The 26,966-nt window shown below is 58.8% G+C and carries 26 protein-coding genes; 5 read left to right on the top strand and 21 right to left on the bottom strand.

Translation table 11 applies throughout. The features are described from left to right. Positions 1-6 precede the first annotated feature (6 nt). From fliF to DXZ77_RS07890, 9 genes are all read right to left on the bottom strand, one after another. Entirely contained in the window at positions 7-1,644 is a 1,638-nt protein-coding gene (gene fliF, locus DXZ77_RS07850) for a flagellar basal-body MS-ring/collar protein FliF (RefSeq protein ID WP_115031186.1), read from the bottom strand. Then, the gene (fliE, locus tag DXZ77_RS07855; protein ID WP_115031188.1) at positions 1,641-1,994 is read right to left on the bottom strand and encodes a flagellar hook-basal body complex protein FliE; all 354 of its coding nucleotides are present in this window, start codon (positions 1,992-1,994) and stop codon (positions 1,641-1,643) included. Before fliE ends, fliF begins: the two co-directional genes overlap by 4 nt. Continuing rightward, the gene (locus tag DXZ77_RS07860; RefSeq protein ID WP_028326744.1) at positions 1,991-2,389 is read right to left on the bottom strand and encodes a flagellar basal body rod protein FlgC; all 399 of its coding nucleotides are present in this window, start codon (positions 2,387-2,389) and stop codon (positions 1,991-1,993) included. The genes fliE and DXZ77_RS07860 overlap by 4 nt, the downstream gene beginning before the upstream one ends. Before the next feature lie 67 nt (positions 2,390-2,456). Continuing rightward, entirely contained in the window at positions 2,457-2,810 is a 354-nt protein-coding gene (locus DXZ77_RS07865) for a flagellar basal body rod protein FlgB (protein ID WP_115031190.1), read from the bottom strand. 258 nt (positions 2,811-3,068) lie between these two features. Beyond that, the gene (locus tag DXZ77_RS07870) at positions 3,069-3,887 is read right to left on the bottom strand and encodes a CheR family methyltransferase (protein WP_028326746.1); all 819 of its coding nucleotides are present in this window, start codon (positions 3,885-3,887) and stop codon (positions 3,069-3,071) included. 3 nt (positions 3,888-3,890) lie between these two features. Then, complete coding sequence (locus tag DXZ77_RS07875; protein WP_115031192.1) at positions 3,891-5,078, bottom strand: protein-glutamate methylesterase/protein-glutamine glutaminase; 1,188 nt, start codon at positions 5,076-5,078, stop codon at positions 3,891-3,893. Continuing rightward, a complete protein-coding gene (locus DXZ77_RS07880; protein WP_028326748.1) occupies positions 5,078-5,443 on the bottom strand; it encodes a response regulator in 366 nt (121 codons plus the stop codon). The genes DXZ77_RS07875 and DXZ77_RS07880 overlap by 1 nt, the downstream gene beginning before the upstream one ends. 130 nt (positions 5,444-5,573) lie before the next feature. Then, positions 5,574-6,011: a chemotaxis protein CheW gene (locus DXZ77_RS07885; RefSeq protein ID WP_115031195.1), complete on the bottom strand. Its 438-nt coding sequence runs from the start codon at positions 6,009-6,011 to the stop codon at positions 5,574-5,576. Further along, complete coding sequence (locus tag DXZ77_RS07890) at positions 6,011-8,473, bottom strand: chemotaxis protein CheW (RefSeq protein ID WP_115031197.1); 2,463 nt, start codon at positions 8,471-8,473, stop codon at positions 6,011-6,013. Before DXZ77_RS07890 ends, DXZ77_RS07885 begins: the two co-directional genes overlap by 1 nt. A gap of 394 nt (positions 8,474-8,867) precedes the next feature. Between DXZ77_RS07890 and DXZ77_RS07895 the strand changes: the two genes are divergently transcribed. From DXZ77_RS07895 to DXZ77_RS07905, 3 genes are all read left to right on the top strand, one after another. Next, positions 8,868-9,317 carry a chemotaxis protein CheX gene (locus tag DXZ77_RS07895; RefSeq protein WP_115031199.1) on the top strand — a complete coding sequence of 150 codons (450 nt, stop codon included), beginning with the start codon at positions 8,868-8,870 and terminating at the stop codon, positions 9,315-9,317. Positions 9,318-9,429: 112 nt separating this feature from the next. Then, positions 9,430-9,792: a response regulator gene (locus DXZ77_RS07900; protein WP_028326752.1), complete on the top strand. Its 363-nt coding sequence runs from the start codon at positions 9,430-9,432 to the stop codon at positions 9,790-9,792. Positions 9,793-9,798: 6 nt separating this feature from the next. Then, a complete protein-coding gene (locus DXZ77_RS07905; RefSeq protein WP_115031200.1) occupies positions 9,799-10,287 on the top strand; it encodes a hypothetical protein in 489 nt (162 codons plus the stop codon). A 75-nt stretch (positions 10,288-10,362) separates the two neighbouring features. On the opposite strand, the gene DXZ77_RS07910 is transcribed toward DXZ77_RS07905, so the two are convergent. The 10 genes from DXZ77_RS07910 to DXZ77_RS07955 form a co-directional block, all read right to left on the bottom strand. Next, complete coding sequence (locus DXZ77_RS07910) at positions 10,363-11,346, bottom strand: GDP-L-fucose synthase family protein (RefSeq protein ID WP_115031202.1); 984 nt, start codon at positions 11,344-11,346, stop codon at positions 10,363-10,365. A 111-nt stretch (positions 11,347-11,457) separates the two neighbouring features. Further along, positions 11,458-12,030, bottom strand: coding sequence for a hypothetical protein (locus DXZ77_RS07915; protein ID WP_115031204.1), 573 nt, complete (start codon positions 12,028-12,030; stop codon positions 11,458-11,460). Positions 12,031-12,146: 116 nt separating this feature from the next. After that, positions 12,147-13,043 (bottom strand): flagellar hook-associated protein FlgL, encoded by an 897-nt coding sequence (gene flgL, locus DXZ77_RS07920; RefSeq protein ID WP_115031206.1) that lies wholly within the window; start codon positions 13,041-13,043, stop codon positions 12,147-12,149. 33 nt (positions 13,044-13,076) lie between these two features. Next, positions 13,077-14,561, bottom strand: coding sequence for a flagellar hook-associated protein FlgK (gene flgK / locus DXZ77_RS07925; RefSeq protein WP_258553211.1), 1,485 nt, complete (start codon positions 14,559-14,561; stop codon positions 13,077-13,079). Between the two features lie 186 nt (positions 14,562-14,747). Then, positions 14,748-15,062 carry a hypothetical protein gene (locus DXZ77_RS07930; protein WP_115031210.1) on the bottom strand — a complete coding sequence of 105 codons (315 nt, stop codon included), beginning with the start codon at positions 15,060-15,062 and terminating at the stop codon, positions 14,748-14,750. A gap of 3 nt (positions 15,063-15,065) precedes the next feature. Next, positions 15,066-15,455, bottom strand: coding sequence for a flagellar export chaperone FliS (fliS, locus tag DXZ77_RS07935; RefSeq protein WP_115031212.1), 390 nt, complete (start codon positions 15,453-15,455; stop codon positions 15,066-15,068). 180 nt (positions 15,456-15,635) lie between these two features. Then, complete coding sequence (gene fliD, locus DXZ77_RS07940) at positions 15,636-16,991, bottom strand: flagellar filament capping protein FliD (protein ID WP_181816073.1); 1,356 nt, start codon at positions 16,989-16,991, stop codon at positions 15,636-15,638. A 132-nt stretch (positions 16,992-17,123) separates the two neighbouring features. Beyond that, the gene (locus DXZ77_RS07945; RefSeq protein ID WP_115031215.1) at positions 17,124-17,942 is read right to left on the bottom strand and encodes a flagellin N-terminal helical domain-containing protein; all 819 of its coding nucleotides are present in this window, start codon (positions 17,940-17,942) and stop codon (positions 17,124-17,126) included. A 202-nt stretch (positions 17,943-18,144) separates the two neighbouring features. Continuing rightward, positions 18,145-21,570, bottom strand: coding sequence for a glycosyltransferase (locus DXZ77_RS07950; RefSeq protein WP_115031217.1), 3,426 nt, complete (start codon positions 21,568-21,570; stop codon positions 18,145-18,147). Beyond that, positions 21,567-22,076, bottom strand: coding sequence for a histidine kinase (locus tag DXZ77_RS07955; RefSeq protein WP_115031219.1), 510 nt, complete (start codon positions 22,074-22,076; stop codon positions 21,567-21,569). Before DXZ77_RS07955 ends, DXZ77_RS07950 begins: the two co-directional genes overlap by 4 nt. 144 nt (positions 22,077-22,220) lie before the next feature. Between DXZ77_RS07955 and DXZ77_RS07960 the strand changes: the two genes are divergently transcribed. Both DXZ77_RS07960 and DXZ77_RS07965 read left to right on the top strand, forming a co-directional pair. Then, on the top strand, positions 22,221-22,898 hold the full coding sequence (locus tag DXZ77_RS07960) for a glycosyltransferase family 32 protein (RefSeq protein ID WP_115031221.1): 678 nt from the start codon (positions 22,221-22,223) through the stop codon (positions 22,896-22,898). Positions 22,899-22,948: 50 nt separating this feature from the next. Further along, a complete protein-coding gene (locus DXZ77_RS07965; protein ID WP_115031223.1) occupies positions 22,949-23,746 on the top strand; it encodes an FkbM family methyltransferase in 798 nt (265 codons plus the stop codon). Positions 23,747-23,867: 121 nt separating this feature from the next. On the opposite strand, the gene DXZ77_RS07970 is transcribed toward DXZ77_RS07965, so the two are convergent. Together DXZ77_RS07970 and DXZ77_RS07975 are read right to left on the bottom strand one after the other, a co-directional pair. Next, positions 23,868-24,668, bottom strand: a complete 801-nt coding sequence (locus DXZ77_RS07970; protein ID WP_115031225.1) for a S1 family serine peptidase — start codon at positions 24,666-24,668, stop codon at positions 23,868-23,870. 391 nt (positions 24,669-25,059) lie between these two features. Beyond that, the gene (locus tag DXZ77_RS07975) at positions 25,060-26,958 is read right to left on the bottom strand and encodes a chorismate-binding protein (protein ID WP_115031227.1); all 1,899 of its coding nucleotides are present in this window, start codon (positions 26,956-26,958) and stop codon (positions 25,060-25,062) included. Positions 26,959-26,966: the final 8 nt, after the last annotated feature.

The following is a 26,966-nucleotide window of genomic DNA, read 5'->3' on the forward strand; positions in this document are numbered from 1 at the left end:
GAGGGGCTACTTCCGTTCTGCCATCCACCCGCGCAACAAGCGGGCAACTTCTTCGGGACTGTCCTCGACGAGACCAGAGATCTCTTCGCGTGCGGCGGCCCGCGCAATCGATTGCGGATCCACCGGCGTAGCTTCGACCACAGGAAGTTCGTCGCCGTCGAGGTCGTACGCCGCCGGGTTTCCTTCCAGCTCGCCCATCGCGCCACGGCCTCCGGGCAGCTCGGGCAGCGTAGGAGTGTCGATGCTTTCAGACTCCTCGATCTCCACCTCGCGTTTGCGGGTGCGGGTGGACAGGAACCCAATCAGCAAGGCGAGCAACAGGAGCAACAGCAGACCGATGTTCTTGGCCAGCGCCCACAGATCGTCCATACGTTTCTGCTCTGCAGCTGCGGCATCGGCCTGGGCTTGAGCCTGCGCTGCGGTCTGATCGAAAGGCACCTTTGAGACGGTGATGACATCACCGCGTTGGGGGTTGATGCCTGCTGCGGTGGCCACCAGCTGCTGAATCTGTTGCTGGTTGATAGCCCCGGTGGTGCGCTGATCGAGCATGACCGCCACATTGAGCCTGCTGACCCCGCCGGTAGCTTGGTCGGTGAGGGTACGGCGGGTGCCGTACGGCTGGACCTCTTTAGTGGTGGTCTTCTCCCAGTTTTGGCGACTATTGCCGGCATTCCCGTTGGGGACGGGGATGTTGTCTGGGCCAAGCACTCCCCCGATGGGAGTCTGTCCCGAACCGGTCAAGGTTTCGCGGGAGTTGTCGTTTTGCAACGCTGGTGCGCCGGGCTTGGGCTGGAGGTATTCGTTTGTTTCGACCTTGGAGTTGTCGTAGTTCATGTCGGTGTTGACGGTGGTCGTGGAGTTCCCCACACCGACGGCCTTGTCCAACATTGTTTGGATTTTGGTTTGCAATGCCATGCTCGTGGCTTGCTGTTGGGCTAGTCGGGCTTCGCCAGCGCTGGCACTGAGGGTTCCTTCGGCTGACAACAGACGGCCTTGTGAGTCAGTAACGGTCACGTTGCCTGGGGTCAGCTTCGGCACAGACGCCGACACCAAGTGCACGATCGACTCAACTTGTGAGGCAGAAACAGTCTCGTTTGGTTTGGGCGTCACCAACACTGAGGCGGTGGGGTTAGTTTTCTGCCGAACGAAAACGTCTTCTTTGGGCAGTGCAAGGTGAACTGTTGCCTCTTGGACCGTGTCAATTTTTTGGATCGCTGCAGCCAGTTCACCTTCGGTGGCGCGTTGGATAAGAATGCGCTGCTGCTCGTCAGAGGCGGTGACTGGCGCTTTTTCGACCAAACCATAGCCTTGTGAGGCGTCCGTTTTGCTCGGCAGGTTTTCAGCTGCAAGGTCGAGACGTACTTTGTCGCGTTGGTCTTGCGGCACTTCGAAAGTGTTCCCACTGAGCGTGTATTTCACACCTGCGGAAGTCAGTTTGCTCTGGATAGCGGCAGCGTCTGTGTCACTGACAGGAGTGGTGTAAAGCGGCACCATGGTGGGTTTGCTCACCCACATGAAGAAAACTACGGCTCCAGCTATCGCAACGAGAGTGGCAATGATCGTTACGGCTTTCTGGCCGCGAGTGAAGTCGTTGAACGTCCCCTTGACGCGGGTGACGATGTGTTGGATTTTTTCGTTCTTCACAGCTGCATCCGCATGATCTCGTTGAACGCTTCAAGGCCCTTATTGCGCACGGCAACAGCAAGCTGCGTGGCCACGCCTGCCTCAGCCGCGGCGATGGTGTACTCGTGTACGTCTTTAAGGTCACCGGTGGCTGCGGCGCGGGCCAGCTCGTCGGTGCGCAGGTGCATCGTGTTCAGCTGGTCGATTTTCTGGGCGAGCATTTGACCGAAAGAAGGGCCAGCTACTGAGTCGGGGTCGCGCAAGGCGCTTGGCGTGGCCGGAAGCGTGGCAGAGACGCCGTAGGCCGGGTTGATCCCGAATCCTGGCGTCACACCGAAGCCGACAGATGGAGGGATGGGAGCAATACTCATTTGCCGATTCCGATCGCTGCTTCGTATGTGGTCTTTGCTCGTTCAGCCACCGAGGCGTTGGCCTGGTAGGCGCGTTGAGCCATCATCAGTGAGGCCATTTGGTCAGATAGATCAATGTCAGGTACACGGACTAGGCCGTTGGCATCAGCCAGGGGGTGGTTCGGCATCGAGATGAGCCGACCGTTGGGATCGCCCCACATGTTTCCGGCCACGTAGGTCCCTTTGGGTTCGCCGTAGCTGGCGGCCCTGGCAACGATGAAGCGCTCCTGGAAAGCGGATTCATTTGTGGAGGTGATGTTGTTCATCCCCGCGATGTTGTCTGAAACCGCGTCAATCCATTTACGGTTCGTTGACAACCCTGACGCTGCGATGTTCATCGAATCGAACATGCTCATGTGCGTCTCCCTTCATCGAATCCGTGAGCTGGCGCGGCTCCACGGGCCTGGAGTCTTATCGGCCGTTTCACTGACCAATAGCGTTCTTGATTCCGTTGAATTTGTTGGTGAGCGCTTGGGCGATCAGCTGGGTGTGCAAAACGGTTTCTTGCCCGGCCAGAGTTTCTTCATCGAGATTGACGTTCGAGCCGTTAGCGCGTGTCGGTTCAAGGCTGCGAGCGGTGGCTATCTCGGTCAGGCGGGGGTCTTCACCGTCGGCGAGGGCTTGCCGCAGGCTGGCTTCGAAGTCGACTTTCCCAGCAAGGAATCCGGGGGTATCGACGTTGGCGAGGTTGTCCGAAATCGTGCGCTGCCTCGCTGCCAGGCCCGACATTGCCTGACTCAACGTCCGCACGGTCACGTCGCCGATGAAATCGTTCATCCGCATACCCCCAAAGAAATCCGGTGACGAAGCGCAGGGGCAGCCCGCACATCGCCACGAGTGGTCGCTCTACTGATCGGCTGTGGCTGGGGTTTTCCTTAACCGATTCGACCCACCATTTGGTGTCTCCTTGACCCTGAGGCAGCAACGGATCTGCCCATCAAGCAACCGGTCCCACACCTCTACGCGGTACAACGTGGAGCCGGTCGCCTACAACGGCAACCGGCTCCACAACACTGCTCCCTCACGAGGATGTGTTTAGTCGGGTCGGTACACCGTGGCGCGGCCGATCATTTCGCGCTTCCACGAGTTATCGATATTCATCGTGGTCTCAGCACCACCAAGGAACAGGTACCCATCTGGTTTGATGATTTTCCGCGCTCCCTGGAGGATTTGCCGCTTCATATCCACGTCGAAGTAGATGAGCACGTTTCGCAGAAAGATGATGTCCATCGAGGGCATGGGCGGCAACGGCTCAGACAAGTTCAAGAACTTTGTCTCCACCATTGCCCGCAGCCGCGAGTCGACCTGGTACTGCATACCGTGCCGAGCGAAGTAACGCACCAGAAGCGGCGCCGGCAGACCACGGTTGACCTCAAACTGGTTGTAGATGCCATCACGAGTACGTTTAAGCATCTGCGTATCGATGTCGGTGGCCAGCAGCCGCACCCGCCACGACGGGTCAGCCCCAATCAACTCCTGGATCAGCATTGCAATCGTGTACGGCTCCTGCCCCGAGCTGGAAGCCGCGCACCAAATGTTCAACGTGCGCTCGCGCCCTCGGGAGACGATCAGCTCCGGCAGAATCTGGTTCTGCAGCGCCATGAAGGGGTGTCCGTCGCGGAAGAACGAGGTTTCGTTCGTGGTCATCGCCTCGATCACTTCGTCACGCAGCGGCCCTTTCGGTGCGCTGCGCAACTTACGGATCAAGTCGTCGACGGAGGCATCTCCTCGACTGCGCGCCAGGGTCTGCAGCCGCGACTCAATGAGGTATTCCTTACTGCGGTCCAGCACGATGGCTGAGCGTTCTCGCACCACAGTCGCGATGAAGTCAAGGTCATTTCCGTTAAGTGCCATGAGTCAGCTCCTTGGCCGGGCGGCAGCGGCGCCACGGCCCGCATTAACGCGGGTCATGATCGCCTCGGCCAATTTGTCGAGGGAGTACTGCTGGAGTGGCAGACCGGCGGCAACAGCTGCGCCAGGCATGCCCCAGACCACGGAAGTGGCCTCGTCCTGAACGATCAGTTGCCCACCTGCAGCGAGGATGGGTTCTGCTCCGCGGTAACCGTCATGCCCCATACCTGTCATGATCACGGCCAATACGTTGCCCTTATATGACTCGGCAATAGAGCGGAACATTGGATCTACAGCGGGGCGGCAATAGTTTTCTTGCGGGCCTTGGTCAAGTTCCGCAACGGCACCGGCAGCAGTTTTCTTTATTCGCATATGCCAGTCGCCAGGAGCGATCAGTACCTTGCCTGGTTCGAGGCGTTCACCTTGTTTAGCCTCAACTACCCGCAGTTTGCTACGCGTATCAAGACGTTGGGCGAATAATTCGGTGAAAACGGGCGGCATGTGCTGGGTCACGACAATCGGGACCGGAAAATTGCCTGGCAAAGTCGATATAACGCGGGTCAATGCGTCTGGGCCACCGGTAGAAATACCGATCGCAACCACATCGACAACTCCCGTGGGCTTTACCGCACTCAGGTCAACAGGCGCGGCTCCTTGCGCAGCACCGGGAACTCCCGCGCTAGCCGGGGGACGACCACCGAAAATACCGCGGTTCGGGGGGCCCGCCTCTGGCGGAGCACCTGCCCCGAATGCAGGACGAGCCGTAGGTAAGGCCCGGGGGGCCCGCCCGGTAAGCGACTTGATCTTGGGGATCAGTTCGCTACGAACCGCTTCCATCGACTCGGAGACGGATCCAACATTCGCCGGTTTGGCCACATAGTCACTGGCGCCTCGCTCTAGAGCATCCAGAGTGGCACCAGCACCACGCGCAGTCAGTGTGGAGAACATGATGATTGGGATTTTTGCATCCCGCTTGCGCACTTCGACGAGAGTTTGCAAACCATCCATCACGGGCATCTCAACATCCAATGTCATGATGTCCGGTTTTAGGATCGGTAATTTCTCAAGCGCGTTCTTACCGTTAACGGCTGTACCAACAACTTCGATCTCGTTATCGGTTTTCAACACGTCCGTGATGAGACGCCGCAACACCACTGAGTCATCTGTGACCAGCACTTTAATGGGGGCACTCATCACACGAGCCCCAGCATCGCCAACTTGCCCTCAATGACGTCCGCGGTGAAGGGCTTGATCACATACTCGTGCGCACCAGCGGCGAGCGCTCGAACAATGTTGGCTTGTTCGGCCTCGGTCGTGACCATCATGAGAGTAACGTCACGCCAGTCCCGGTTCTTGCGAACCTCGACGATGAACTCCAGCCCGTTCATCACAGGCATATTCCAGTCGATCAGGCACACATCTGGCAGTGGCCCGCGCGTCATCGCGTCAATGGCTTGCTGACCATCACCGACTGCTTCCACCTCGAATCCGAGGTTGTCCATCGTGCGCGTGAGGATGGTCCTCATCGCACGTGAGTCGTCGATCACAAGAGCTCGCATGCTGGTCCTCGGGGTGCAGAGACCGCTTCCGGTCTAGGGGGTACCGCGTTCAGCGGTTTGTCGGCTAGGAGGGTGGCGCGGTGCGCCAGGTGGCTGGTTGCCCTGGGTGGGGGCAACCAGCGAAGGCAGATCACGCCGTGACCGGCTCTTTCTCGACTGCTTTTTCTGTGTCGAGAACGAGCATCAATTCCCGATCGAGCTTGCATACCCTTGTCACCAGCTCACGGAGGCGGGCTGGGACGGTGTCTGGCGGAGGCTCGAAGCGGTCGACGTCTGGCTCTAAGACGTCGCCGATCTTGTCGACCAGCATGCTCGTCACTGTGTCGTCGGCGGTGCGGACTACCACGTTGGTGGTTTCCTCACCTGGTTCGCGTGGCGGTAGCCCCATGCGTTCGCGTAGGTCGACCGTGATCACAATCTGTCCGCGTAGGTTGATCAGGCCTGAGACTTCTTTAGGGGCCAGGGGGACGCGGGTGAGTTGTTGCTCGCGGAGCACTTCTTTGACCGTGTCGACGGGGATACCGAAGAGGTGACCGCCGAGGCGGAATGTGCAGTATTGGTTGCTCATCAGAAGCCTCCTGCGTAGGCGCCGAGATCGTCTGGTTCGGGGGCGACCATCCCGGCCAGGGCGGTGTCGATGTTGAGTAGCTCGGTGACGTGCTCGTCAACGACGGCCGATCCGAGGTTGCCGCCGGTGTCAAGGTGGGTGCGGATGGCCAGTTCGTCTTCGACGATGTCGAGTACTTGGTCGACGACGAAGCCGAACAGTTGCCCGTGGTACTGGCACACGACGACCTGTAGAGGTTTGTCTGCGTCGACTTGGTCGTAGCTGCCGTAGTCGTCGGCTAGGCGCAGTAGCGGCAGGATGACACCGCGATACTGGACTACTTGGTTCTGGCCAACTGTTTCGATGCGAGAGATGGGGAACTCCTCGAGTCGCTCGACTACCTTCAGCGGCAATGCAACTCGACGTCCCGTGGAGAGGCGCACCACCAGCAGGCTGGCGGAATCCTTTGCATCTCTGGCGCGGGCTTCTTCCAGAGCACTGTTGAACTCTGAACCTTCGGAAATCATGCCCGAAGCGTTCGCTAAGGCCATCGTGTCCAGAATCAACGCGACCCGGCCATCACCCATTAGCGTGGCCCCTGAATACAGGTCGATGCCGCGCATCTGCTTGCCCAGTGGTTTGACCACGATTTCTTCGGTGTCTTCGATGTCGTCAACAACGAGGCCGAAGCGTTGCTGGTCGGCGCGAAGAACAGCGATGAATGTGGTGTCTGATTCGCTGGGCTCTATGTTGAGTTGTTCGCGCAGATACACCAGCGGGAGCAGATCGCCGCGTAGGCGGTAGACCGGGGTGCCCTGAATTGTTTCAAGGCGCTCGGCAGCCTGTGCAGCATCCAAACGCACCAGTTCCAGCAGGTTGACCTGCGGGATGGCGAACATGTTGTCCTGTCCTCGCACAAGGAGAGCCGGGATAATGGCCAGGGTCAGGGGAATTTTGATTCGGGTGGTGGTGCCTTCACCGAATGTGCTGGTGACATCGATAGTGCCGCCGATTTTTTCGATGTTGGTTTTGACCACATCCATACCGACGCCACGTCCAGAGACGTTCGAGACCTTATCGGCGGTGGAGAAACCGGGGCGGAAGATGAGGTGATTGGCGTCGCGGTCAGACATTTTCTCCGCGTCGTCGCGGGTGATCAGGCCCTTTTCAACAGCTTTGGCTTTGACTTTCTCGACGTTGATACCGGCACCGTCATCGATGATTTCAATGTTGACCTGGCCACCTTCGTGGTAGGCCCGCATCGTCAGTACACCTTCGGGGTCTTTGCCTCGGGATTGGCGTACGTCTGGTGGCTCGATGCCGTGGTCACAGGAGTTACGCACCAGGTGCGTCAGTGGGTCTTTGATGGCCTCGAGGATCGTCTTGTCGAGCTCGGTTTCTTTACCTTCGAAATCCACCCGGATCTGGCGGCCTAGGGAGGTCGCTAGGTCGCGGACAACGCGGGGGAAGGTGCGCCACACATGGTCGATGGGCTGCATACGCGTCTTCATGACGCCTTCTTGCACCTCGCTAGCCACGAGCGAAAGCTGGTGCATTGATCGGACGAGCTCTGGGTCATCAGATCGGGCAGCGTGCTGGATAGCTTGGTTACGGGCCAGAACGAGCTCGCCGACGAGGTTGACGAGGCTGTCCAGCAGGTCCACGTCAACACGGATGGAGCTGTCGGCTACGGAGCGTTTGTTCTCGTCGGGTTTCTTAACCTTTGGCGCCGGCTTTTCTGCCTCTGGAGCTGTTGTTTGGGGAGTTTGGGCATCGGCGGCAGCCTGGGCTTGAGCCTCGGCTGCTGCTTTGGCTGCGTCTTGGGCAGCTGTCACTGCGGCTGCTTGGGTGACAGAGAGGTTTTCTTCTGCCGGTGGTTGTTCCGGTTGCGCAGGTACCTCTGCCGCTGGTGGTGCTGTATCTGAGCCTGCAGGGGTGGAGGTTGCTGTTGCTACCGCAACCGCGACTGCCACTTCAGCTTCAGCTGCACCGGCGGCTGCGTCGGCAGATGCTTCAGTTGCGGCTGCCGGGGCTGTTGCCTGCTCCCCCATCGCCAATGTGCCCGCTTTAGCTGCATCGACGACTGCCTGGGCATCTTGGCCATCCAAAATGGCGTGGAGCTTGGCTCGCAGTTCGTGGTACTCCTCGGTACCTTCACTGCCTTCGTTTTCGATTTTTTCCAGCAGGGCACGCACCGCGTCGACCATCTCTAGCAACACGGTTGTCATTGCGGGGTTGAGCGTCATCTCGCCGTCGCGCAGCTTGCTCAGCAGCGACTCACCGGCGTGTGCGACTTTTTCCAGCGTGTGCAACGCAAGGAATCCTGCTGTGCCCTTAATTGTGTGCAGCGTCCGGAAGATGCTGGACAGCAGATCGCGCGACGTCGGATCCTGCTCCAACGCGAGCAAGTCCTGGTCCAGCTGATCCAGGTTCTCGTGGGATTCGACCAAGAATTCTTGGACGATCTCCTCCATGCCTTCCATCGGCAGTCTCCTCGGGGGTGGTCAATGGGAACCGCTCTGCTCATCGGCCCCGGCGACACCGACCTGAGCCACGTTCACCACCAACGTGTCTGACTCGGGTTTGCGGCGGCATTGCTGCAGCGTTTCCGCACCCTCTCTCCCCGTATATATGCCTCGGTTGTATTCGCTGTATATGTTGTTGCACCGAAAATGCTGCCAATACAGGCAGATCGAACCTGACCCTTAGAACGTGATCCCTCAAGTCCGTTGCGACACCGCCGATATGGCGTGTGTCCACACTCATGGGCTCGAGACACGACGGGGTTTCGCCGACGCGGCAATGCTTCCCGCCTCGGCAGATCCTCGAGACCACCCGCTCGGAGGGCGAACCCCGAGACTCACCGAAGGACCGAGAATGCAACTGTTGAGCGACGACGTCGCCGCGATCGTCCAAGAGGTCTGGAGCTCAATGCTCGGACTCGACATCGAACCTATCGGCGAAACCGAGGGCGTTAAAGGCCAGGCCATCGCCGGATCCGTTGGGGTCACCGGCGCTAGCGACTGCCTCATTGCCCTTGAAATGACTGTCGACACCGCCAAGCTTGCCGGAGCGACGATGTTCATGATGGGCCTCGATGAGGTCTCCATGGGTGATGTCACCGACGCCGTCGGTGAACTCACCAACATGATTGGCGGCAACATTAAGTCTTTGTTGCCTGAACCCAGCACGCTGTCGTTGCCGGTCGTTGCCCAGGGCGAGCCCCCCACGATGAAAGTTATTGGCGGGGAGACCATTCTCTCCCAGGGCTTTGCATGTGGAGATGGCCGCGTTTCTGTGACGGTATGGAACCGGCAGGCCAAGTGAGGCGCGTTCCTACTCTCTCGCACTATCTATCTTTCAGCCCTTTAACGCCGGGAGTGGTTCTGCTACCGGTTTTTGATTCACTGCCTTCTGGGCAGTAGGAAGCGAGTTACTTGTGAAGGTCGTAGTCGCCGACGACAGCCGAGCAATGCGCATGATCGTGGTCCGCACACTTCGCCAGGCTGGGTATGACTCTGCCGAGATCATCGAGTGCGAGGATGGCGCTGAGGGTTTGGCCAAGGTGAAGTCTGAGTCTCCCGATCTGGTTTTGTCTGACTGGAACATGCCAAACATGAGCGGGATTGAGTTTCTTCAGGCTCTTCGTGCTGAGGGAAACAATGTGAACTTTGGGTTCGTAACCTCTGAAGGGTCCGATGCGATGCGTGAGCAAGCTTCTGCTTCCGGAGCTTTGTTCCTCATCGCCAAGCCGTTCACTGCTGACATGTTCTCTGAGGCACTTGCGCCGGTTTTCGGCTGATCTGATATGCCGATCGCGATACCCGACCCCAAACCGATCAAGGACTTGTTTGAGTCGTTGCTTGGTCGGGATGTCAGCATGCTCCCTTTGGACAAGCCCGTTGTGCCTACGGCTCGACGTGCTTGCTGTGTAGGGCTCTACGTCGATACAGATCAGAATGTGAAAGCACTGGTAGCGGCGGATCTTCCGTTGGCTGCTCGTGCTGGTGCCGCGCTTGGTCTTGTTCCTAAAGCAGGGGCAGATACCGCTATTGAGAACGATGAGTTGCCTGCTGCGTTGTACGACAACTTTTACGAGGTGATGAACATCTTCTCGTCGTTGTTCAACGTGGGTGATCCGGAGGATCACTTGAAGTTGTCTCAGGTGTTTCAGCCGGGGATGGTGATTCCGACGAATGCGGCGAAGATGCTGCGTGGGTTGGGCAAGCGCGCAGACTTCACGTTAAGTGTCGATGGGTACGGCGATGGTGCTCTTGGTGTGGTGGTTCCTTTCTGATTGGTATCACTTACGTGCATGTGTGAGGGTGGCGCCCGGTGTGGGCGCCACCCTCACACATGCATTGTCCGGTGGTTAAGAGTGGGTGGTGTGGTCGGCGACGTTCGCGCCGCGGGCGTCAGTGGTGTTGTTTTTGTACCAGTTGTAGGCGTCGGTGATGCCTTCGCGCAGGCTGATGCGGGGCTGCCAGCCGAGTTTTTTCATGTTGGTGACGTCTAGGAGTTTGCGGGGGGTGCCGTCGGGTTTTGTGGGGTCGAGTGTGATGGTTCCGGTGAATCCGACGATGTCGGCGACGAGGTGGGCTAGGTCGGCGATGGTGATGTCTTCGCCGGTGCCGATGTTGATGGGGGCTGGGTTGTCGTAGTTTTCCAGGAGGGTGAGGCAGGCTGCGGCGAGGTCGTCGACGTGGAGGAATTCGCGTCGGGGGGTGCCTGTTCCCCAGATGGTGACGGTGTCGGTGCCGTTTTCTTTGGCTTCGTGGAAGCGGCGGATCATGGCTGGTAGGACGTGGCTGTTTTGGGGGTCGAAGTTGTCGCCGGGGCCGTAGAGGTTGGTGGGCATGGCGCTGATCCAGTGGCGGCCGTATTGGGTGCGGTGGGATTGGATGGCGATGATGCCGCTGATTTTGGCGATGGCGTAGGCGATGTTGGTTTCTTCTAGTGGTCCGGTGAGCAGGGAGTCTTCGCGGATGGGCTGTTCTGCATGTTTGGGATAGATGCAGGATGAGCCGAGGAAGAGGAATTTTTCGACGCCGGCGGTGGCGGCGGCGTCCATGAGATTGAGTTGGATGCGTTGGTTGTCTGAGAGGAATTCGGCTGGGTAGGTGGAGTTGGCGAGGATGCCGCCGACTTTGGCTGCGGCGTCGATGATGACGTCTGGTTTCTCGCGGTGGATGAAGGTGTGGGTGGCGTGTGCGTCGCGGAGGTCTAGTTCGGTGGAGGTGGCGCCGATGAGGTTGGTGAATCCTTGGTCGTGGAAGTGGCGCCAGAGTGCGGAGCCGACGAGGCCGCGGTGGCCAGCGATGTAGATTTTGGCGTTGCGGTCGAGGGTGCCCGGCATGGCTCTCCTTGGGTCGCGTTGGGTGCACCGGTGCCGTTGGTGGCGTGGTGTGTGAAAAACAGTAACGCGGCCGGTGGGGTTGGTTGGGTGGGCGCGACCGGTGGCGGGTGGTTAGGGGATGTTGGTGGTGGGGGTGTAGGCGTTGAGGCGGCGACGAAGTAAGGGGTTGGGGCCGTCGGGTGGGGCGGGGTTGGCGTCAAGGGTGGCGGGGTCGGTGCAGGTGAGGGTCAGTTCGTGGCAGGCGGTGATGGCTAGGGCGAGGTCGCGTAAGAGTAGTTCGGGGTCGCCGGTGGGGATGATGGAGGCGATGGCGTGTTTGGTGGCGGTGGTGTCGAAGGATTCGATGAGGATGCCGGCGTGGGGAGTGTTGGGTGCGAGGGATTGCAGGAGCAGTCGGGCTGCGGTGTGGTCGCGGCGGGTTGGGGTGTGAGGCAGGGTGAAGACGAGGTCGATGGGGGCTTGTGGTGGGACGATGCGGGTGAAGGCGTGGAGGATGAGGTAGGGGACGGTGGCGGCGTGCCAGTCGGTGGCCACGACGATGCGGTAGTGGCGTGGGATGGTTTCGGTGTGGCGTGGGAGTGTGTTGGGGGTGCCGGTCAGGCCGCGCAGGATGGGGCCCATGATGGTGTCGATGTCGTGGGCGAGGTGGCGTTGTTCTTTGGGTAGGTGATCGTAGGTGCCCATGCTGGAGTCCTTTCCGGTGCACCGGTGGCGGTGGTGGGGCCGCGTCCGTGCGGCGGTGGGTGGTGCATGAGGCAGGGCGCCGCGGTGTGGCCGTGGCGCCCTGGGGTGGGGTGTGGTTAGCGGAGGAAATCCATGAGGGAGGGTTGGATGATTTTTGCTGAGGCGGACAGGGCTGCTTGGTAGGCGTTGGATTGGATGGATAGGTCCATGGCGGCTTTGATGAAGTCGGTGTCTTCGACTTTGGAGAGGGAGATTTTGGAGGAGTCGTCCATGCGGCCGTTGAGGTTTTCGAGGCTTTGGAGGCGGTTGACGCGTACGCCGACGCTGGTTTGGACGTTGAGGATGCTGTCGTTGAGTCCTTCGACAGCGGTGAGCCCGGCTTGGATGCCGGCGTTGTCGCCTGCTTCGATGGCGTCGGCGAGTTTGTCGAGGGCGCCGCTGCCTTTAACGAGGGCTGTGCCAAAGGCGTCGGATCCGCTGATGCCGACGTTCATTTGTCCGGCGTCGCCGGGTGAGTCGGAGACTTGGCGTAGGACGGGCAGGGTGTTGCCTTGGTAGGTGCCGTTGGCGTCGAAGGCGTTGTCTAAGGGGGTGGTTCCGCCGAAGAGGGGTTGGCCTGCGTATTGGGAGTTGGCTTGTTGGAGGATGCCCACGCGTAGTTCGCGGATTGATGAGGCGAAGGCTTTGCGCTGGGCGTCGCCGTTGACTCCGTTGAGCGCGGAGACGGTGGTGGAGCGGATTTTTTGCACCATGCTCAGGGTTTGGGAGAGGGCGTCGTCGCCAGCGGAGAGGCGGGAGAGACCGTCGGTGATGTTGGCGCCGAATTGGGCGAGTTGGCTTTGTTCGGAGCGGAAGCGTAGGGCTTGGACGGTGCCGACGGGGTCGTCGGAGGGGCGGTTGAGGCGTTTGCCGGTGGTGAGTTGTTCTTGGGTTCCTTGCAGGCGAGACAGGCTGGTGTTCAGGCCCATCATTTGGGTGCGGTTCATTGCGTTTTGGGTGATGCGTAGTGACATGGTTCGCTCCTTTCTTGCGGTGTGAGGGCCTGATTAGTTGGTCATGTGGATGAGGGTTTGGAGTGTCTCGTCGATGACGCCGATGAATTTGGCGGCGGCGCTGAAGGAGTGCTGGTAGCGGACGAGGTTGGTCATTTCTTCGTTGAGGGAGACTCCGGCGACGTTGTCGCGGGCGTCTTCGGCTTGGCGGACGACGTTTTGTTGGACGGTCACGTTGCGGTTGACGGACTGGGTTTCGACGCCCATTTGGACGATCATGGCGTTGTAGGTGGCGTCGGCACCGCTTTTGTCGTTGATGTGGCGTGACATGGCCAGGGCGTTGTTGCCGTCGAGGCCGGCTTTGGTGGGGTCGCTGTCTTTGGGGTTGGAGGAGGAGACGGCGATGCTGTTGGGGACGGCGTCGGCGGGCACGCGGATGTTGCCGGCGGTGATAGCTCCGCCGGTGGCGCTGACGAAGAGGTTGCCGCCGGTGGCGCCGTTGACGGTGTACCCAGCAGCTTGCTGGGTGTTGACGGTGGCGGCAAGGGAGGCTGCCACCTGGTCGAACTGCTTCATGTAGTTCGGGATGGTGGTGTTGAGGTTGGTGAGTTGTCCGGCAACACGACCGGTGTCGATGCCGACGTCGGCTCCGGCGGATGGGCCGTTGGGGTCGTTGGCTGCGGGTTTGGCCCATTGCACGGCGATAGGTTTGGGGTCAGAACCGTCGGTGGGGTAGGTGCCATTGTTTGGGTCATTGACCTGGAGTTGGGCAGCTTCTGTGCCGTAGACGAGGGCTTTGTCGCCGATCATGACGTCGACGGCTTGGCTGTGGAACTCTGCTCCTGCGTCCATGGCAGCGGGCCGCACGGTGGCGCCGGTGAGGGTGGAGAGTTTTTTGATCAGGACGTCGCGTTGGTCGAGCAGTTCGTTGCTGGGTACGCGGGCGATGTCGTTGTTGCGGATTGCGGCGTTGAGTTTGCTGACGTCTTCGGCCATCTTGTTGATGTCGGTGACGTTGGCTTGCAGCTCAACGGTGGTGTCGTGCCACTGGGTAGTGGTGGAGTTGCTGATGAGGTTCAGTTGACCGGCAACGCCTTTGGCGCGCTCTAGTGCTTCGGCGCGGGGGGCCTCATTAGCGACGCTGGGGCTGTTGCCTGCGGCGCCCATGGCGTTCCACATTTCTTGCAGTTTTTTCTGCAGGCCGGTGTCGCTGGGTTCCCCGACGGTGCGTTCGAGGGCGGCCATGGTTTTTTGTTGTTCTTCGAGTTTCCCTAGGGCGGCGTTGGAGTTGCGCGCCCGCGCCTCGAGGAACTCGTCGTTCATGCGGGTGACGCTGGTGACTTTGACGCCTTCGCCGGTGCCGTCGTAGCGGGACCAGAAGGCGGGGACGCCGGGGCCACCGACTGCTTCGAGGTTGACGCGTTGGCGTGTGTAGCCCTCGGTGGCTGAGTTGGCGATGTTTTGGCCGGTGACATCGAGGCCGCGTTGGGCGGCGTGCACCGCTGAGGTGCCGATGAAGAGTCCTCCGAAGGCTGACATGATTTCCTCGTCCGTGAGTGTGGTGGCGCCAGCGGTGGTGGGGTCCGTGGTGCCGATCCGTGGGGTGGTTTGAGTGCTGTTCAGGCCGGGAGGGTGATCTGAACGGTTGTCTTTTACATCGGCTGTTGGGGCGGTGGTGTGAAGGTTTGTGCGAAGTGTTCACACCTGGGTGGGTGAGCGGAGGGTTTAGACGCTGGCGTCGAGGAATACAGCGACGGCGTGGTTGAGGGTGTTTTTGTGTTCTTGGCGGCGGGCGTGTTCTCGGTCGGCGTCGAGAGCTTGAAGTTGGTATTTGACGAAGGTGGAGAGCAGGTTGACCCGTTCGAGGAGGTGGTGGACGCGGTCGGCGAGTTCTGGAGGCAAGTCGCCGAGATCTTCTGGTGGTTCCCATGGCGGGACGGGTGCGGTGGAGCCGTTACGAACGTCGGCTTCGTGGGCGTTGAGTTCGTCTTCCATGCGGGTGAGGGCGGCTTCCCAGGCCGTGCGGTTGTAGGCGGGCATGGTTTATTTCTCGCCGGTGATGCCGCTACGGGCTACTTCGGCCCAGGTGTCGCGCAGGGGCTGCATGACGTCGCGGGCGTTGGCGACGTGGGTGGCGTTCTTTTCGAGGTTGGCGGCCATGAGTTCTTCGAGGACCCAGTCGTAGAGACGGGCGAGGGATTCGCCTTCTTTCCAGATGGAGGTGTCGAGGGAGGAGCGTAGTTCGCGGACGATTTCTTGGGCGTGCATGAGGCTGCTGTGGGTGGCAGCGATGTCGTTGCTGCCGAGGGCGGTTTCGGCGGTGGAGAGGTCTTTGAGGAAGCGGTCGTACAGCATGACGACCAGTTGCGCTGGTGTTGCTGTGGTTACTGCCTCGCGGGCGTAACGGCTGCGGAGTTGGGCCTGCGTGCTCATGAAGTGTCCTCTCGGTGTTCCGCATCCGGCGGTGGGTGGGTTGGGGGGTGCCGGTGTGGTCTTTTTCTCATCGGTTGGGCGGGGGTTCTCTTTACCTATGTGGGGATTTGGGGTGTTACCGATGAGTGGGGATACGTGATGGTGCTGGACCCTGAACAGGGTCCAGCACCATCACGGGTTTTACTGCAGCCCGGCGAGCTGTCCGGAGAGCCAGTTGCCTTGGGTTTTCATCTTGGATAGGAGGGAGTCCATGGCTTTGAACTGTGCTTCGAGGGACTGTTGGCGCAGTTCCATGCGTTCGTTGAACTTAGTGATTTGGGAGGAGTAATCCTTAATCACTGAGTTCTGACCGTTGATCTGCATGGTGATCAGGCCTTTGTCAGCATCCGTGGCTTGGGTCGAGACGTCAGACAGGGAGCTAGCGAAAGCGTTAACTGCTTTTTGGGCTGCTGCTGGATCTTTGGCGTAGAGCTCTTCGAACTTTTTCTTGTCGAAGGTGATAGCTCCGGTCTTGTCGATAGAGATTCCAGCAGCCGAGGGGGCTGCTGCGGAGGTACCGACAGCGGCGCTTTGGAGCCGGTTGGTCAGATCGCGGGTGAGGGAATCCCCGACGAAGGGTCCGGAGTCCGATGGCTTGTCTTTGACGTACCTGCTGTTGATGCGGATGTTTGAGAGGGCATCGTTGGCAGCGGTGACAAGGTCTTCGACTTTTTTGCTGATCCCGGCGGTGTCTTGGCCAACATCAACGGTGACTTGAGTGTTGGGGTCGGCTTTGACAGGTGAGATGGTGATGCCAGGCAGAAGGTTTTTCACTTCTTTGGTGGTGGAAGTGACGTCGTAGCCGCTTGTGGCATCACCAATGTGCAGAACGGTGTCTTGGCCTTTGGTGACCTCATTGAAGTTTCCGAGCACGTCGGCAACGACTGGCGGGGTGGAGCCGTTGGTGACGGTGACACTGCTCTGCGCGCCAGTGGTGGCTGAGGTGAGCTGCATCTGGTAGCTACCGGTAGCGGTTTGCACCATGGTGGCTTTAACGTCGGCGCCAGCCTGCTGGTTGATCGCGGCGACAACGTCAGCAAGTTTGGCGCCTTGGCCAACGGAAACGTTAGTGGTTTTTCCGTTAGCAGTGATGTTGAAGTCGAAGGCTGCACCACCATTTGCGCCGTTGATGGTGTCCGTGCTGTTGAATGACTTGTCAGCCAGGGAGGTGCTGGCTTGGGCGATGCTCTTGACTGCGAAAGTAAGAGTTCCTGCCTGAGCACCGGTTCCAGTGGTGACTTTGGCAATGCTTTCGTCGCTGCTTTTGGCGGTGACGCTGTTCCACGCCGGGGTGTCAATTACCGATTTGGGCACGAATTGGTTGGCGGCATCTCCGATAGCCTTCATTTTGGTGTTGAGGCTGGTGTACGCGTTAACGAGTGCCTGGGCGTTGATTTTGCCTTTGGTGAGGTAGTTACCAGCTTGGCGCTCAACGCTCATCAGCTGGGAAACCATCGCGGCGGTGTCGACGCCTGATCCGAGTCCTGAGATTTGCATGGGTTTCTCCTTTTCCTTCCGTGGATTGGTGTTCCGGGTGAGCATATGAGAGGGGGCTTCATGCCCAAGGGGGCGCAGGCGCAAGGCCTACGCCCCCTTGAGGGTTATGAAGTTTTCTCAGATCACTCCGGATCAGCCCAGGAGACGCAGGACGCCCTGGCTGCTCTGGTTTGCCTGCGAGAGCATCGCGGTACCGGCCTGCTGCAGGATCTGCGAACGGGTGAAGTTCGTCATTTCCTTGGCCATGTCGGTGTCGCGGATGCGGGACTCGGAGGCGGCCAGGTTCTCGCTCGAGACACCGAGGTTCTTGATGGTGTGGTCGAGGCGGTTCTGGAGAGCACCCAGGTCAGCACGCTGGTCGGAGACCTTGCTGATGGCCTTGTCGATCTTGCCAAGAGCGCTCTTGAGGCCGGTTGTGGTGGAGACGTCCAGCCCGCTGATGCTCAAACCTGCCTGGTCCATCTTCTTGATGGAGACGGACATGGTCTGGCCGCTGTTGGCACCGATCTGCAGGGACTTTCCGGAGAAGGTTCCGTCGAGCAGGTTCATACCGTTGAACTGCGTGCGGGTGGTGGTCGAGTCGATCTCTTTGAGGAGAGCGCTGACCTCCTTCTGGAGAGCCTTGCGGTCCGACGAGGTGTTGGTGTCGTTGCCAGCCTGAACGGCAAGCGTGCGCATGCGCTGCAGCATGGAGTGGGTCTCGTTCATCGCGCCTTCAGCGGTCTGAATGAGGGAGACACCATCCTGAGCGTTGGCCTGGGCCTGGTTGAGGCCGTTGACCTGCGAACGCAGTTTCTCGGAGATCGCCAAACCTGCAGCGTCATCCGCAGCACGGTTGATACGAAGACCAGAGGACAGACGCTCGAGGGAGGTCTGCTGCGAGCCTTGCGTACCGGACAGGTTGCGGTATGCGTTGAGGGCGGCGACGTTGGTGTTGATCTGAAGACCCATGATGAAAGCTCCTTCGTGGAATCGGGTCCGGGTTCGCCATCCGTGGTGAACCCGAGGGACTTCCGCTGTGAAAGCCCCGACGGGGTGTGGCCCCGGCACAGTGCCGAGGTCTTGTCCCCGACACCTGCCTTATCGACGTCGGTGAGGGCGCTCTGAGGAATCCGCGGCAGTTTTTATGCCGCGTCCCGAACATGCGACCCGGTCACGGCAGCTGCAGGGCAGCACGCGCTTTGTGGACTAGCTCGTCATCGCCCCGGACTTGGCCTAGGCGTACGAGGGCCTGAGCAACCGCTCGGGCATCGTCTGCTTGGCGTGCGGCCACGAGCTGTGCTTCGGCGAGATCTTCAGGCGGCAGTAAAAGACCTACTGCATCAACTACTTCGTCAAGTCGCTGCAGTATCTTGCTGGCCTGGCTTGCGTGTTTGTTGGCTAGGAGTAGGTGTGCTTCTAGCCAACGGGTGTAGGAGTCGGTAGGGGCCATGCCTTTGAGGGCATCGATGGCTTCGGCGGCTGCTTCCGGGGTGCCTTCGGTGAGCTCGAGGCGGGCGAGCCACTGGTACGCCCAGCGGTAGTAGGTGGTGCTTGAGCTCATCGCTGTGGCTTGTTGCAGCGCTTCTCGAGCGTGTTCGACATCTCCGTGTGACCACAGGGCGCGGGCTTTGTCGACGAGAACTGCCAGGCTGTCTGATGCATCCGCGCGGCTGGTTGCAGCCACATCCGTGAGGTGCAGGGCCCGGGCAATGCTGGCTTTGATGCGGTCTTGGCCGAAGCCGTCGTTTTCCAGCCGGATGGCTGTTCGAGGAACATGCGTTTCGCGGCTGTATCTTTTTCCTTTTTTGCTGCGTAGCTCTGCGTGCACGGGGCGGGCATAACTGGCCAGGTCAGGCCGGTACAGGCGGGGGGACATCCAGTACTCACCGCTTGCTCGAACTTTGCCGTCCGTATCGGTGGGGGCGGCTTCGATATAGAGGGTTTCGTCGTTGCGCTGCTCGCCTTTAGCCAGTTCGAGAGCTAGCTCAGTGGGGTTGGCGAATACTCGTTCGTCTGCGTCAACAACAAGTAGCCATGGTGAGTTGCTCATGGCTGCGGCGGCGTTACGGGCGCGGGAGTAGTTGTCGTCCCAGAATCCTTGCTCTAGTCGGGCGCCGTGATCACGAGCGATTTGTTGGGTGTTGTCCGTCGATCCGGTGTCGTAGACACAGATTTCGCCAAGCAGTGGGCGCAGACTTTCGCATGATTCCAGGGTTTGGGCTAGGTGTGCTTCTTCGTTTTTGACGATCATCACCACGTCGAGAGATCCAGCAGGCAGAGGTGTTAGGTCAGCCCATTCCTCGCTGTCACCTCGCGATTCATGGATTGATGATGGTGAATCATCACCTACAGATGAGCTGGTTGTTTGCTGTGGTAGTTGGATTCCTAGGTCGCGGCATCCTTGCTCAACAACTGCGAGGTTGCGGGCGGCAAGGTGGCTGCCGCGTCCGGTGACGTGCCCGGGCAAGTCATCAGGTTCGCCGAGTTCGAGGGCGCGCCTAAATTCGGCAACTGATTGTGGGAGTAGTTCAGCGGCAAGGTCAGGTTGTTGGGTAGCGAGGTCGAGCAGCACATTTCCAGCAACAAAGTGGCAGTCCGGAGAGTGATCGAACCTGTCTGTGTGCGCCGCCAGCAGGGTCAGCGCATCGACGCTGCGCCCGATGGAGGTAAGGGTGTGGGCGTACTGAACGATGAGGATGTGCTGCCATGGTTCTGGCTCGAGGGTTGCGAAATCGATTGTGTCGTACTGCGTTGCGGCCTCAGCCAGGCGGCCTTGTGTTTCTAGGTTGCGCCCGAGTTGATAGCGCAGGTAGGCGTTGTTGGGTTCAGCGTTGACGGCTGCGTGCAGGAGCCGTTCGCGTCGGGGAAGTTTTTCGGCGAGTTGTTCTGGCTCGTATCCGTCGTGCTCGATCGTTATTTGTACTTGGCGTAGCGGGAAGTCATGTTCGGGAGTGGCATGCACGAGGCCGCAGTACCGGACACTGCCAGGAAGAATCCTGGATTGAGGTTCGCTCTCGGTGGTGGTGGCCTCGCCTAGGCGGAAAGAGCTGATGACGTTGACGGTGAGAACAAATTCGGGTGAGAGGTCGTGAAGGTCGCGCAGTTCACGCCCGCCAGCTGCGATGGTTTCGTCGGCATCGATGATGACGTGCCAGTCGGCTGCGGCGGCGTCCAAAGCGGTGTTGCGTGCTGCAGCGAAGTTGTTTGTCCACGGAACGTGGATGACACGTGCGCCTGCTGCTTGGGCGAGTTCGGCGGTGTTGTCTTCGGAGCCGGTATCGGCAACGAGCACTTCATCGACGAATGGTTTGATGCTGTTAATGCAGCGCTGGATGCAGCGTGCTTCGTCGCGGGCGATGATGACGGCGGCAACGGAATAACGTTGCCGATGTTGACGTATGACGCGGGCTACGAGGTTTCCTGGGTAGGGGCTGTGGTCAAATTCTTCAGCGATGTCTTCGAGGTGGTTTGTGCGGGTGGAGAGGATCACCTCGGCCAGATCTTCGGGGCGGCGTTTTCCCCACAAGTTCAGTAGTTTTTTTCCTGCGCCTTGGATTTCCATTCCTGCTACGAGTAGGGTAAGCCTGCTGGTGAGTTCATCGTGTTGGCGGCCGGCGCGGCTCGCGAGGCGCAGGCGAGCTCTCAAAACAGCGTCCTCGGGGAAGGAGGTTCCGAGGGTAGGCGTGGGGGGTTCTAGATTTTGCATGAGCTCAAGGGCTTGGGCTGTTTTACCTGCTGCTGCGCACCATTTGGCGCGCAGCCAGGCCGCAAAATCGGGGTTGGGTCCAGCTTCAAGTTGTTCTAGCAGTGGCGCGGCGGCTTGGAGATTTTGCTGGCTGGTGAGCAGGTCTGCCCAGGCTTCGCGTGCGGCCCAGGCCCAGTCGTCTTCTCCAGCAGATAGTTTCGCGTAGGCCTGGCAGGCGGTGTCGATTTCGCCGAGGTGTTGGTATTCGGTGGCTATTTCATAGTCGCACTGGCGGTTATCAGCGGTTTTTTCTTTTTCTGCCTCGCGGAGAAGGCGGGTGAGACGTCGGGGATGCTGCTGGCTGCTGATTCGGCTGTGTTCGGGGTGTTGAGTAATGCGTAGCGTGTCTGCGGGGATGTGGGTTGCGTATTGCTCAGGCAGAAACGCGGTGTCGAGGGTTTCCCACACGGTGGTGTCCGTGGCTGCTTTTCGGGGGCGTACTACACGCCCGTAGTGAAAGGTTTGTGCGGGGGTAGTGACCTCAACGATGCCGTAATCGTCGTTGTGATGGTGCGGATCGTTGAGGAGGGTGGCGAGTTTTTTGGCGTCACCACTAAGACGGTCGTAGACGGTGAGAATGATTGCCCATTCAGCGGTTGCGGTGTTGAGGGCGTCGAGGCGTGCTCGGCCTAGATCATTGTCCCAAAATCCTCGGACCAGCTGAACTTGTTCGCCCCATGAGTGGGCGGTGATGTTATCCCAGTTCCCGCTGGCGTCGTAGACGCACACGGTGTTGAGTTTTTTACCTGCCCATTGTTGTGTGTGATCAATGAGTGCTGCGACATCGTTGACGGTGTCTCCTGGCTGCAACACGGTGATGATGTCTAGCAGGAGGTCGCCTTGGGGGATCATGCGGAAAACTCTCCTAGGCGCTTGTGTAGCGCGGCGCGATCCCCTTGATTGGCGCCTTTGGGCAGGCTGGAGCCGTCTTCGGGCATGCTGCGCGCGATGTCAAACATACGGGTGATGAGTGCTCCGACCTCCGTGACCAGGAGTGAAGGATTGCTGGTGGGGATAATTGCGCAGTCGTAGGGGGTGTTGCTTACTTCGTCGAAGGAAGCCACGCTGACGCTAGCTAGTGCTGCGCCGTTGAGCCCTTCGATGAGGATGGCTGCGCATTCTTCGTCTACCTCGCCGGGCTCGTGGGGAACGGCGAAGCATAGTTCTACTGGCGCATCGGGGGTGAAAGCAGCTGAGTAGGCCCGCAGTGTGGCCAGGGCTGCGGCGGCGTCAGACCAGTCTGTCGCAACGATGAAGCGCACGCCGGTGGCTGGGGAGTCGGTTTCTACCGTTTCGGCTTGTGCTTTGAGTTCTTGAAGACGTGCCGCAATGGCGGATAGGGATTTTTCGTCAGACACGAGCTCTCCTCAGATCGTTGGGACTCACTCGCTCATCGGCAAGCGAACGCAGCGACTGAGCCAATCTTCTTGAGTGCAGCCCTCATCGACCGATTAGAGGGTGATTGTTCACCGTTGTGAGATTTCGATTGAAGGAGATCGCCCATGCTGCCTAAGAAGATCCATGTGGTGTGGGTGGGGGATGAAAATCGTCGTCCGCAGGCACTTATTGACACTTGGCAGCGTTTGAACCCAGATTTTGAGGTTCGAGTTTGGGGGAATAAAGACCTTGCCGAATCTAAATGGATCAGCGCCCGACACATGAAGGACATGTGGCTTCAAGAACTTTGCGGGGTGGCTGATCTTATGCGGTATGAAATTCTCTACGAGCATGGCGGAATCGCTATTGATGCCGACTCCGCTTGCCTCAGACCTCTTGAAGACTGGCTGCTTGAAGCTTCTGATTTTGCTTCTTGGTCAAATGAGCTAACTATTCCAGGAATGGTGACAAACGCATTTATGGGAGCTACCCCTGGCTCTGAATTTATCGGCCAAATTATTGCAAATCTGGCCAATGAACCAACTGTGGTTGACAGGCGCGCCTGGCAGAGCACGGGGCCAATGCTGGTGACACGAACCTGGCAAGAGACACAGCATCCATTAACTATCTGGCCTTCACATCTATTCACGCCACGACATCATTCAGGGTGGGTTTACACAGGCACAGGTCCCGTTTTTGGCCATCAAATGTTTGCCTCCACCCAAGACTCCTGGGATGCAGCCATAGATCTCACAAATACAGAAGAAGAGAATCTCTCCGACGCTTTCGGGAAAACTGAATGAAACCCACGATTTTCCTACAAGCCCAAATACTCTAATAGGAAAATTTCATCATGTCGCATAACCTGAACAGCTCCACTGTTTCAAATAGCTTCACCAAAGGTGAGCTTATCCATTTAGAGAATGATCACATAGGTGGAATTCTTCACTCAACAGGCAATTTTTATGAGGTCGACCTACTTGACATATGGGCCTGCATTCCTTTTAGTGAGGATTTTTGCTTTGTTGACGTCGGTGCAAATCTAGGAAACCACAGCATTTACCTGGGCCTCTCCACAACGAACAAAATTTTTTCCCTTGAGCCTCACCCAATCAACTTTTTCTTACTAGAGGAGAATATTAAACTCAACGGACTTGAGGATCGCGTAACCGCAAAAAATATGTGCGCCTGGGACAGAAAGGAAACCGTCTCTTTGCATATTGCGACTGCCGGAAACATGGGCACGGTAACCGCAAGCTCCAGTGGACCTCAAGCTGAAAGCCAGGTTCGAGCGGATAAACTTGATAACATCATCGAAAATGAGCGGGTCGCGGCAATGAAAATTGATGTTGAAGGAAATGAATCACGGGTACTCTCGGGTGCTTCAACTATAATCAACAGAGATCACCCTTTGATTTTCATTGAGACACATAGCCCCCGAGATAAACGGGGAGCTTTTTCCACTTTATCGAAGAGTGAGTACTCCCTTGTGGACTTTCTAGGAATCAGCGATACTGCACTATTTGCACATAGCGAATCGCCAATTGAGATAGGAATATCTGACTTAAACTCTCTCACTTCCAGTATGCGAGAAAGACGAGTAGAGCGACTAACCTCACGCATAGTCCAGGCCTTGCAATCTGCTCGATAGAGCGCGGCCCACATTTACCAATCAAAAGGCGGCGCTCATCAAAAATCTCGATGAGCACCGCCTTTTGGCGCTAATCCTTAAACAGCTAGAGGAACCCTCATCGCAGCCAAGGATAAATTTTTTACTTTCCTGCAGGGAGCTTGCAGGTACTTGCGGAGTAGGAGCCGTCCTTAACGCATCCGAGGAGGATGGAGGATTGGGCGCCGAATCCGTGGACTCGCTTGTCGGGGCCGTCGCCGACCATGGAGACGATGCCGCGGATGCGGCCGTCGCTGTCGCTGATGATCGGGGATCCGCTGGCACCTTCGCGTAGCTGGCCGCACTGGTCGCCGGATACCTCAACGAAGTTGTTCCAGGTCCAGGACTTCACCTTCTTGGTGAGTCCAGTGTTTTCAACCTTGCAGCCGTGTAGCGACAGGCCGATCGCTGGTGCGGGGACCGATACTGCGTCGCCCTTCTTCAGGTCATCGCCGGGGATCTCGCGTGCCTTGATGCCTGCGCCCTGCAGTGCACTGTAGGTCTTGTCAATCTTCATCAACGAGACATCGGTGCCCGTCATCGTGGCGTAAACAACGTCAGTGACGCGGGTTTGGAGTGGGTTGAGGTGGTTGTCTTTGTCCGAGCCTTTGTGGATCTGTACCTGGTTGCCTGTGCCTGCAATTTTCTTGTTGGCGACAGATTCGCCGTCTTTTAGGTGGGGTCCGGGGATGCAGTGGCCGGCGCTGAGCAGGAGGGCTTTGTCAGAGTCTTTTGCACCTGGCAGTTTCACGATTGCGCCGCTACAGGTTTTGTTGCCTTCAAAGTGCAGCGATGCGACGGCGTCGGCGTCTTTCCACTGCCCTGCGGCGTGTGCGGTGCCGGTGCTGCCCAGGCCTCCGGCAGCAGCGGCGGCCACAAGCAATACAGCAAGCTTCTTTTTCATAGAAGAACTTCCTCCGAAATAATTTTTCATAAAAATTTTTTGATAAATATCGGAGGTCAACCGTTGTGACGGTTAGTTGAAAAGGTATGTGCGCGCAGCAAGTATTGGCACCGCCAAGGCAGCACTGAGGATGGTGTTCCCAATGGGTGCAGGCGTGGTGCCGTGGCTGTCGATTCCCCCTATTTCATACCGTCTATCCAGTAGCCCCCAGTGAGGTTTTTCTCTAACTAAAAACTGGAGAAAAACCTCTTCACCGAAAGATGCAGGCGTCAACCTTCATCGCGGTTGGAGGGAACCTATTTGCCGAACCTGGTGATTCAGCCCAAAAAACCTGAAGAGAACATGTGAATTTTGCTGGGACTCAACGTTATTCATGATTCCGGGGTGTGGATCACAGAACGCGACCCCAGCGCCACCCTCGAAGATCGTTAAAAACAGCCACAGCAGTGGCCTGGCGCACATCATCTGGCCGCAAATGCCCTTGCTGAAGCACTCCCGCCTCACACAACACGCGCCTCGCTATGCCAGGCAATAACCCGTCTTCGCACGGGGGCGTAACCCACTGCTGCCCTATCAAGGCAGCCACATTGGTGACTGTTCCCTCAGTCACGTGCCCCTTCTCATTGACCAGTAGCACCTCATCGGCCTCCGGGTGCCGCTCCCGCCGAACCGTGTACACATCACGCAAGCTGGTTTTGTGCCGCAACCGCCAATCTCCCGAGTACACAGGCTCGGGGTCTATCACTAACCCCACCTGTCTCTCCCCCGGTGGGCACTCCCCCGGTGCCTGCAGCGGCAACGGCGAAAACGGTGGCGCTTGCTGCGCAACTACTTTGATGTGGCCATCACGGCGCAACGTCAACCGCACCTTGGCTGCGCCTCCGGCATTGCAGCGAGCAAACCGCGCTACTTCGGTGCGCACCGCCGCGCGCACCGCCTGCTCATCCCACCGGAACCCGCAGAATCTCGCCGAGGAGGTCAACCGCTGCATATGTTCCTCGAAGTGCGTCACTTCATTTCCCAGCGCACGCATCGTTTCGATGAGGTGGAACCGCCCTGGCCCCCGTTCAAGCACCCGTGTTTTTGCCGCAAGCTCACGCCACTCCGACTCTGCGCGTGAATCAAACGTCACCCCGCTACCTACCCCATACACGGCCTGCCCGGCATCGGCATCAACAACTGCTGTACGGATTGGCACGTTAAAACGCGCCCGATAGGGAAGTATCCGCTGCTCTGGCGGCGTCACCATACCAACAGCCCCGCAATACACCCCCCGCGGGCTCGTTTCGAGCTCTTCGATGATCGACATCGTGCTCGCTTTTGGGGCCCCCGTCACTGATCCGCACGGAAACAACACACTGAACAGGTCGGTGAGTCCTATTCCCTGGCGCAGTTGAGCGGTCACTGTCGAGGTCAGCTGGTGCACAGTGGGGTACTTCTCAGCAGTGAGCAGCTCCTGTACCTGCACTCCCCCAACGGTGGCTACCCGCTGCAGGTCGTTGCGCACCAGGTCCACAATCATGAGGTTCTCTGCGCGTTCTTTTTCACTTGCTAACAGGCCAGCTACTGCACGCTCATCGCCGTGTTCATCTGCCCCGCGCGCAGCTGTGCCTTTCATCGGGCGCATGGTGACAGTCCCTGCTCCAGGGTCTTTTGTCTCGGCAGCAGACCACTCGAAAAACAGCTCCGGGCTGGCACCGATCACTGTGTGCTGCCCTGTTTCGATGTAGGCGTTGTATCGGCCGCGCTGCTGTCCTGCTAGCTGCGCGTACGTGTGCAGCATGTCCGCGGCGGCCCTCGTTTTTTTCTTGCGCGCCTGCACTGGCGCATAGCCACGACACGTCAGGTTCACTTGGTAGGTGTCGCCTGCTGCTATTCGTTCTCGGACGGCTTCGATGGCGTTGCTGTAGCTGTCTTCGTCCCAGTCCAGGTGCCACTGCCCTACGTCCATGCGGGTCGCTGTGCGTTGCGGGGTGTTTTTGCGGGTGGAGCGCTGTTGTGTGTTCCCTACTGCAGGAGCGAGCGCGACGTGATCTGCGAACCCAAACCACAGCAGCGGTAATCCCGGCATGGGGGCGTGTGTGGTCAGAGTCGGGTCGAAAGCTGGGGCTGCTTCGTAGGCGACGTACCCGAAGGCCCACTGCCCCGCTGCGGTTCGCCGTTCAACCTCGGCCAGTGCAGGCAGAACCCCTTGTAGGTTGTGTGCTGCTATCTGGCCTCGGCTGGCCTGAATGACGACGGCGGTGCCGTCGAGAAGGTCATCGAATCTGGCCCATCCCCGGAATTTCACGGACCACA

This window comes from Dermatophilus congolensis, from assembly GCF_900447215.1.
In the GTDB taxonomy this organism is placed as follows: domain Bacteria; phylum Actinomycetota; class Actinomycetes; order Actinomycetales; family Dermatophilaceae; genus Dermatophilus; species Dermatophilus congolensis_A.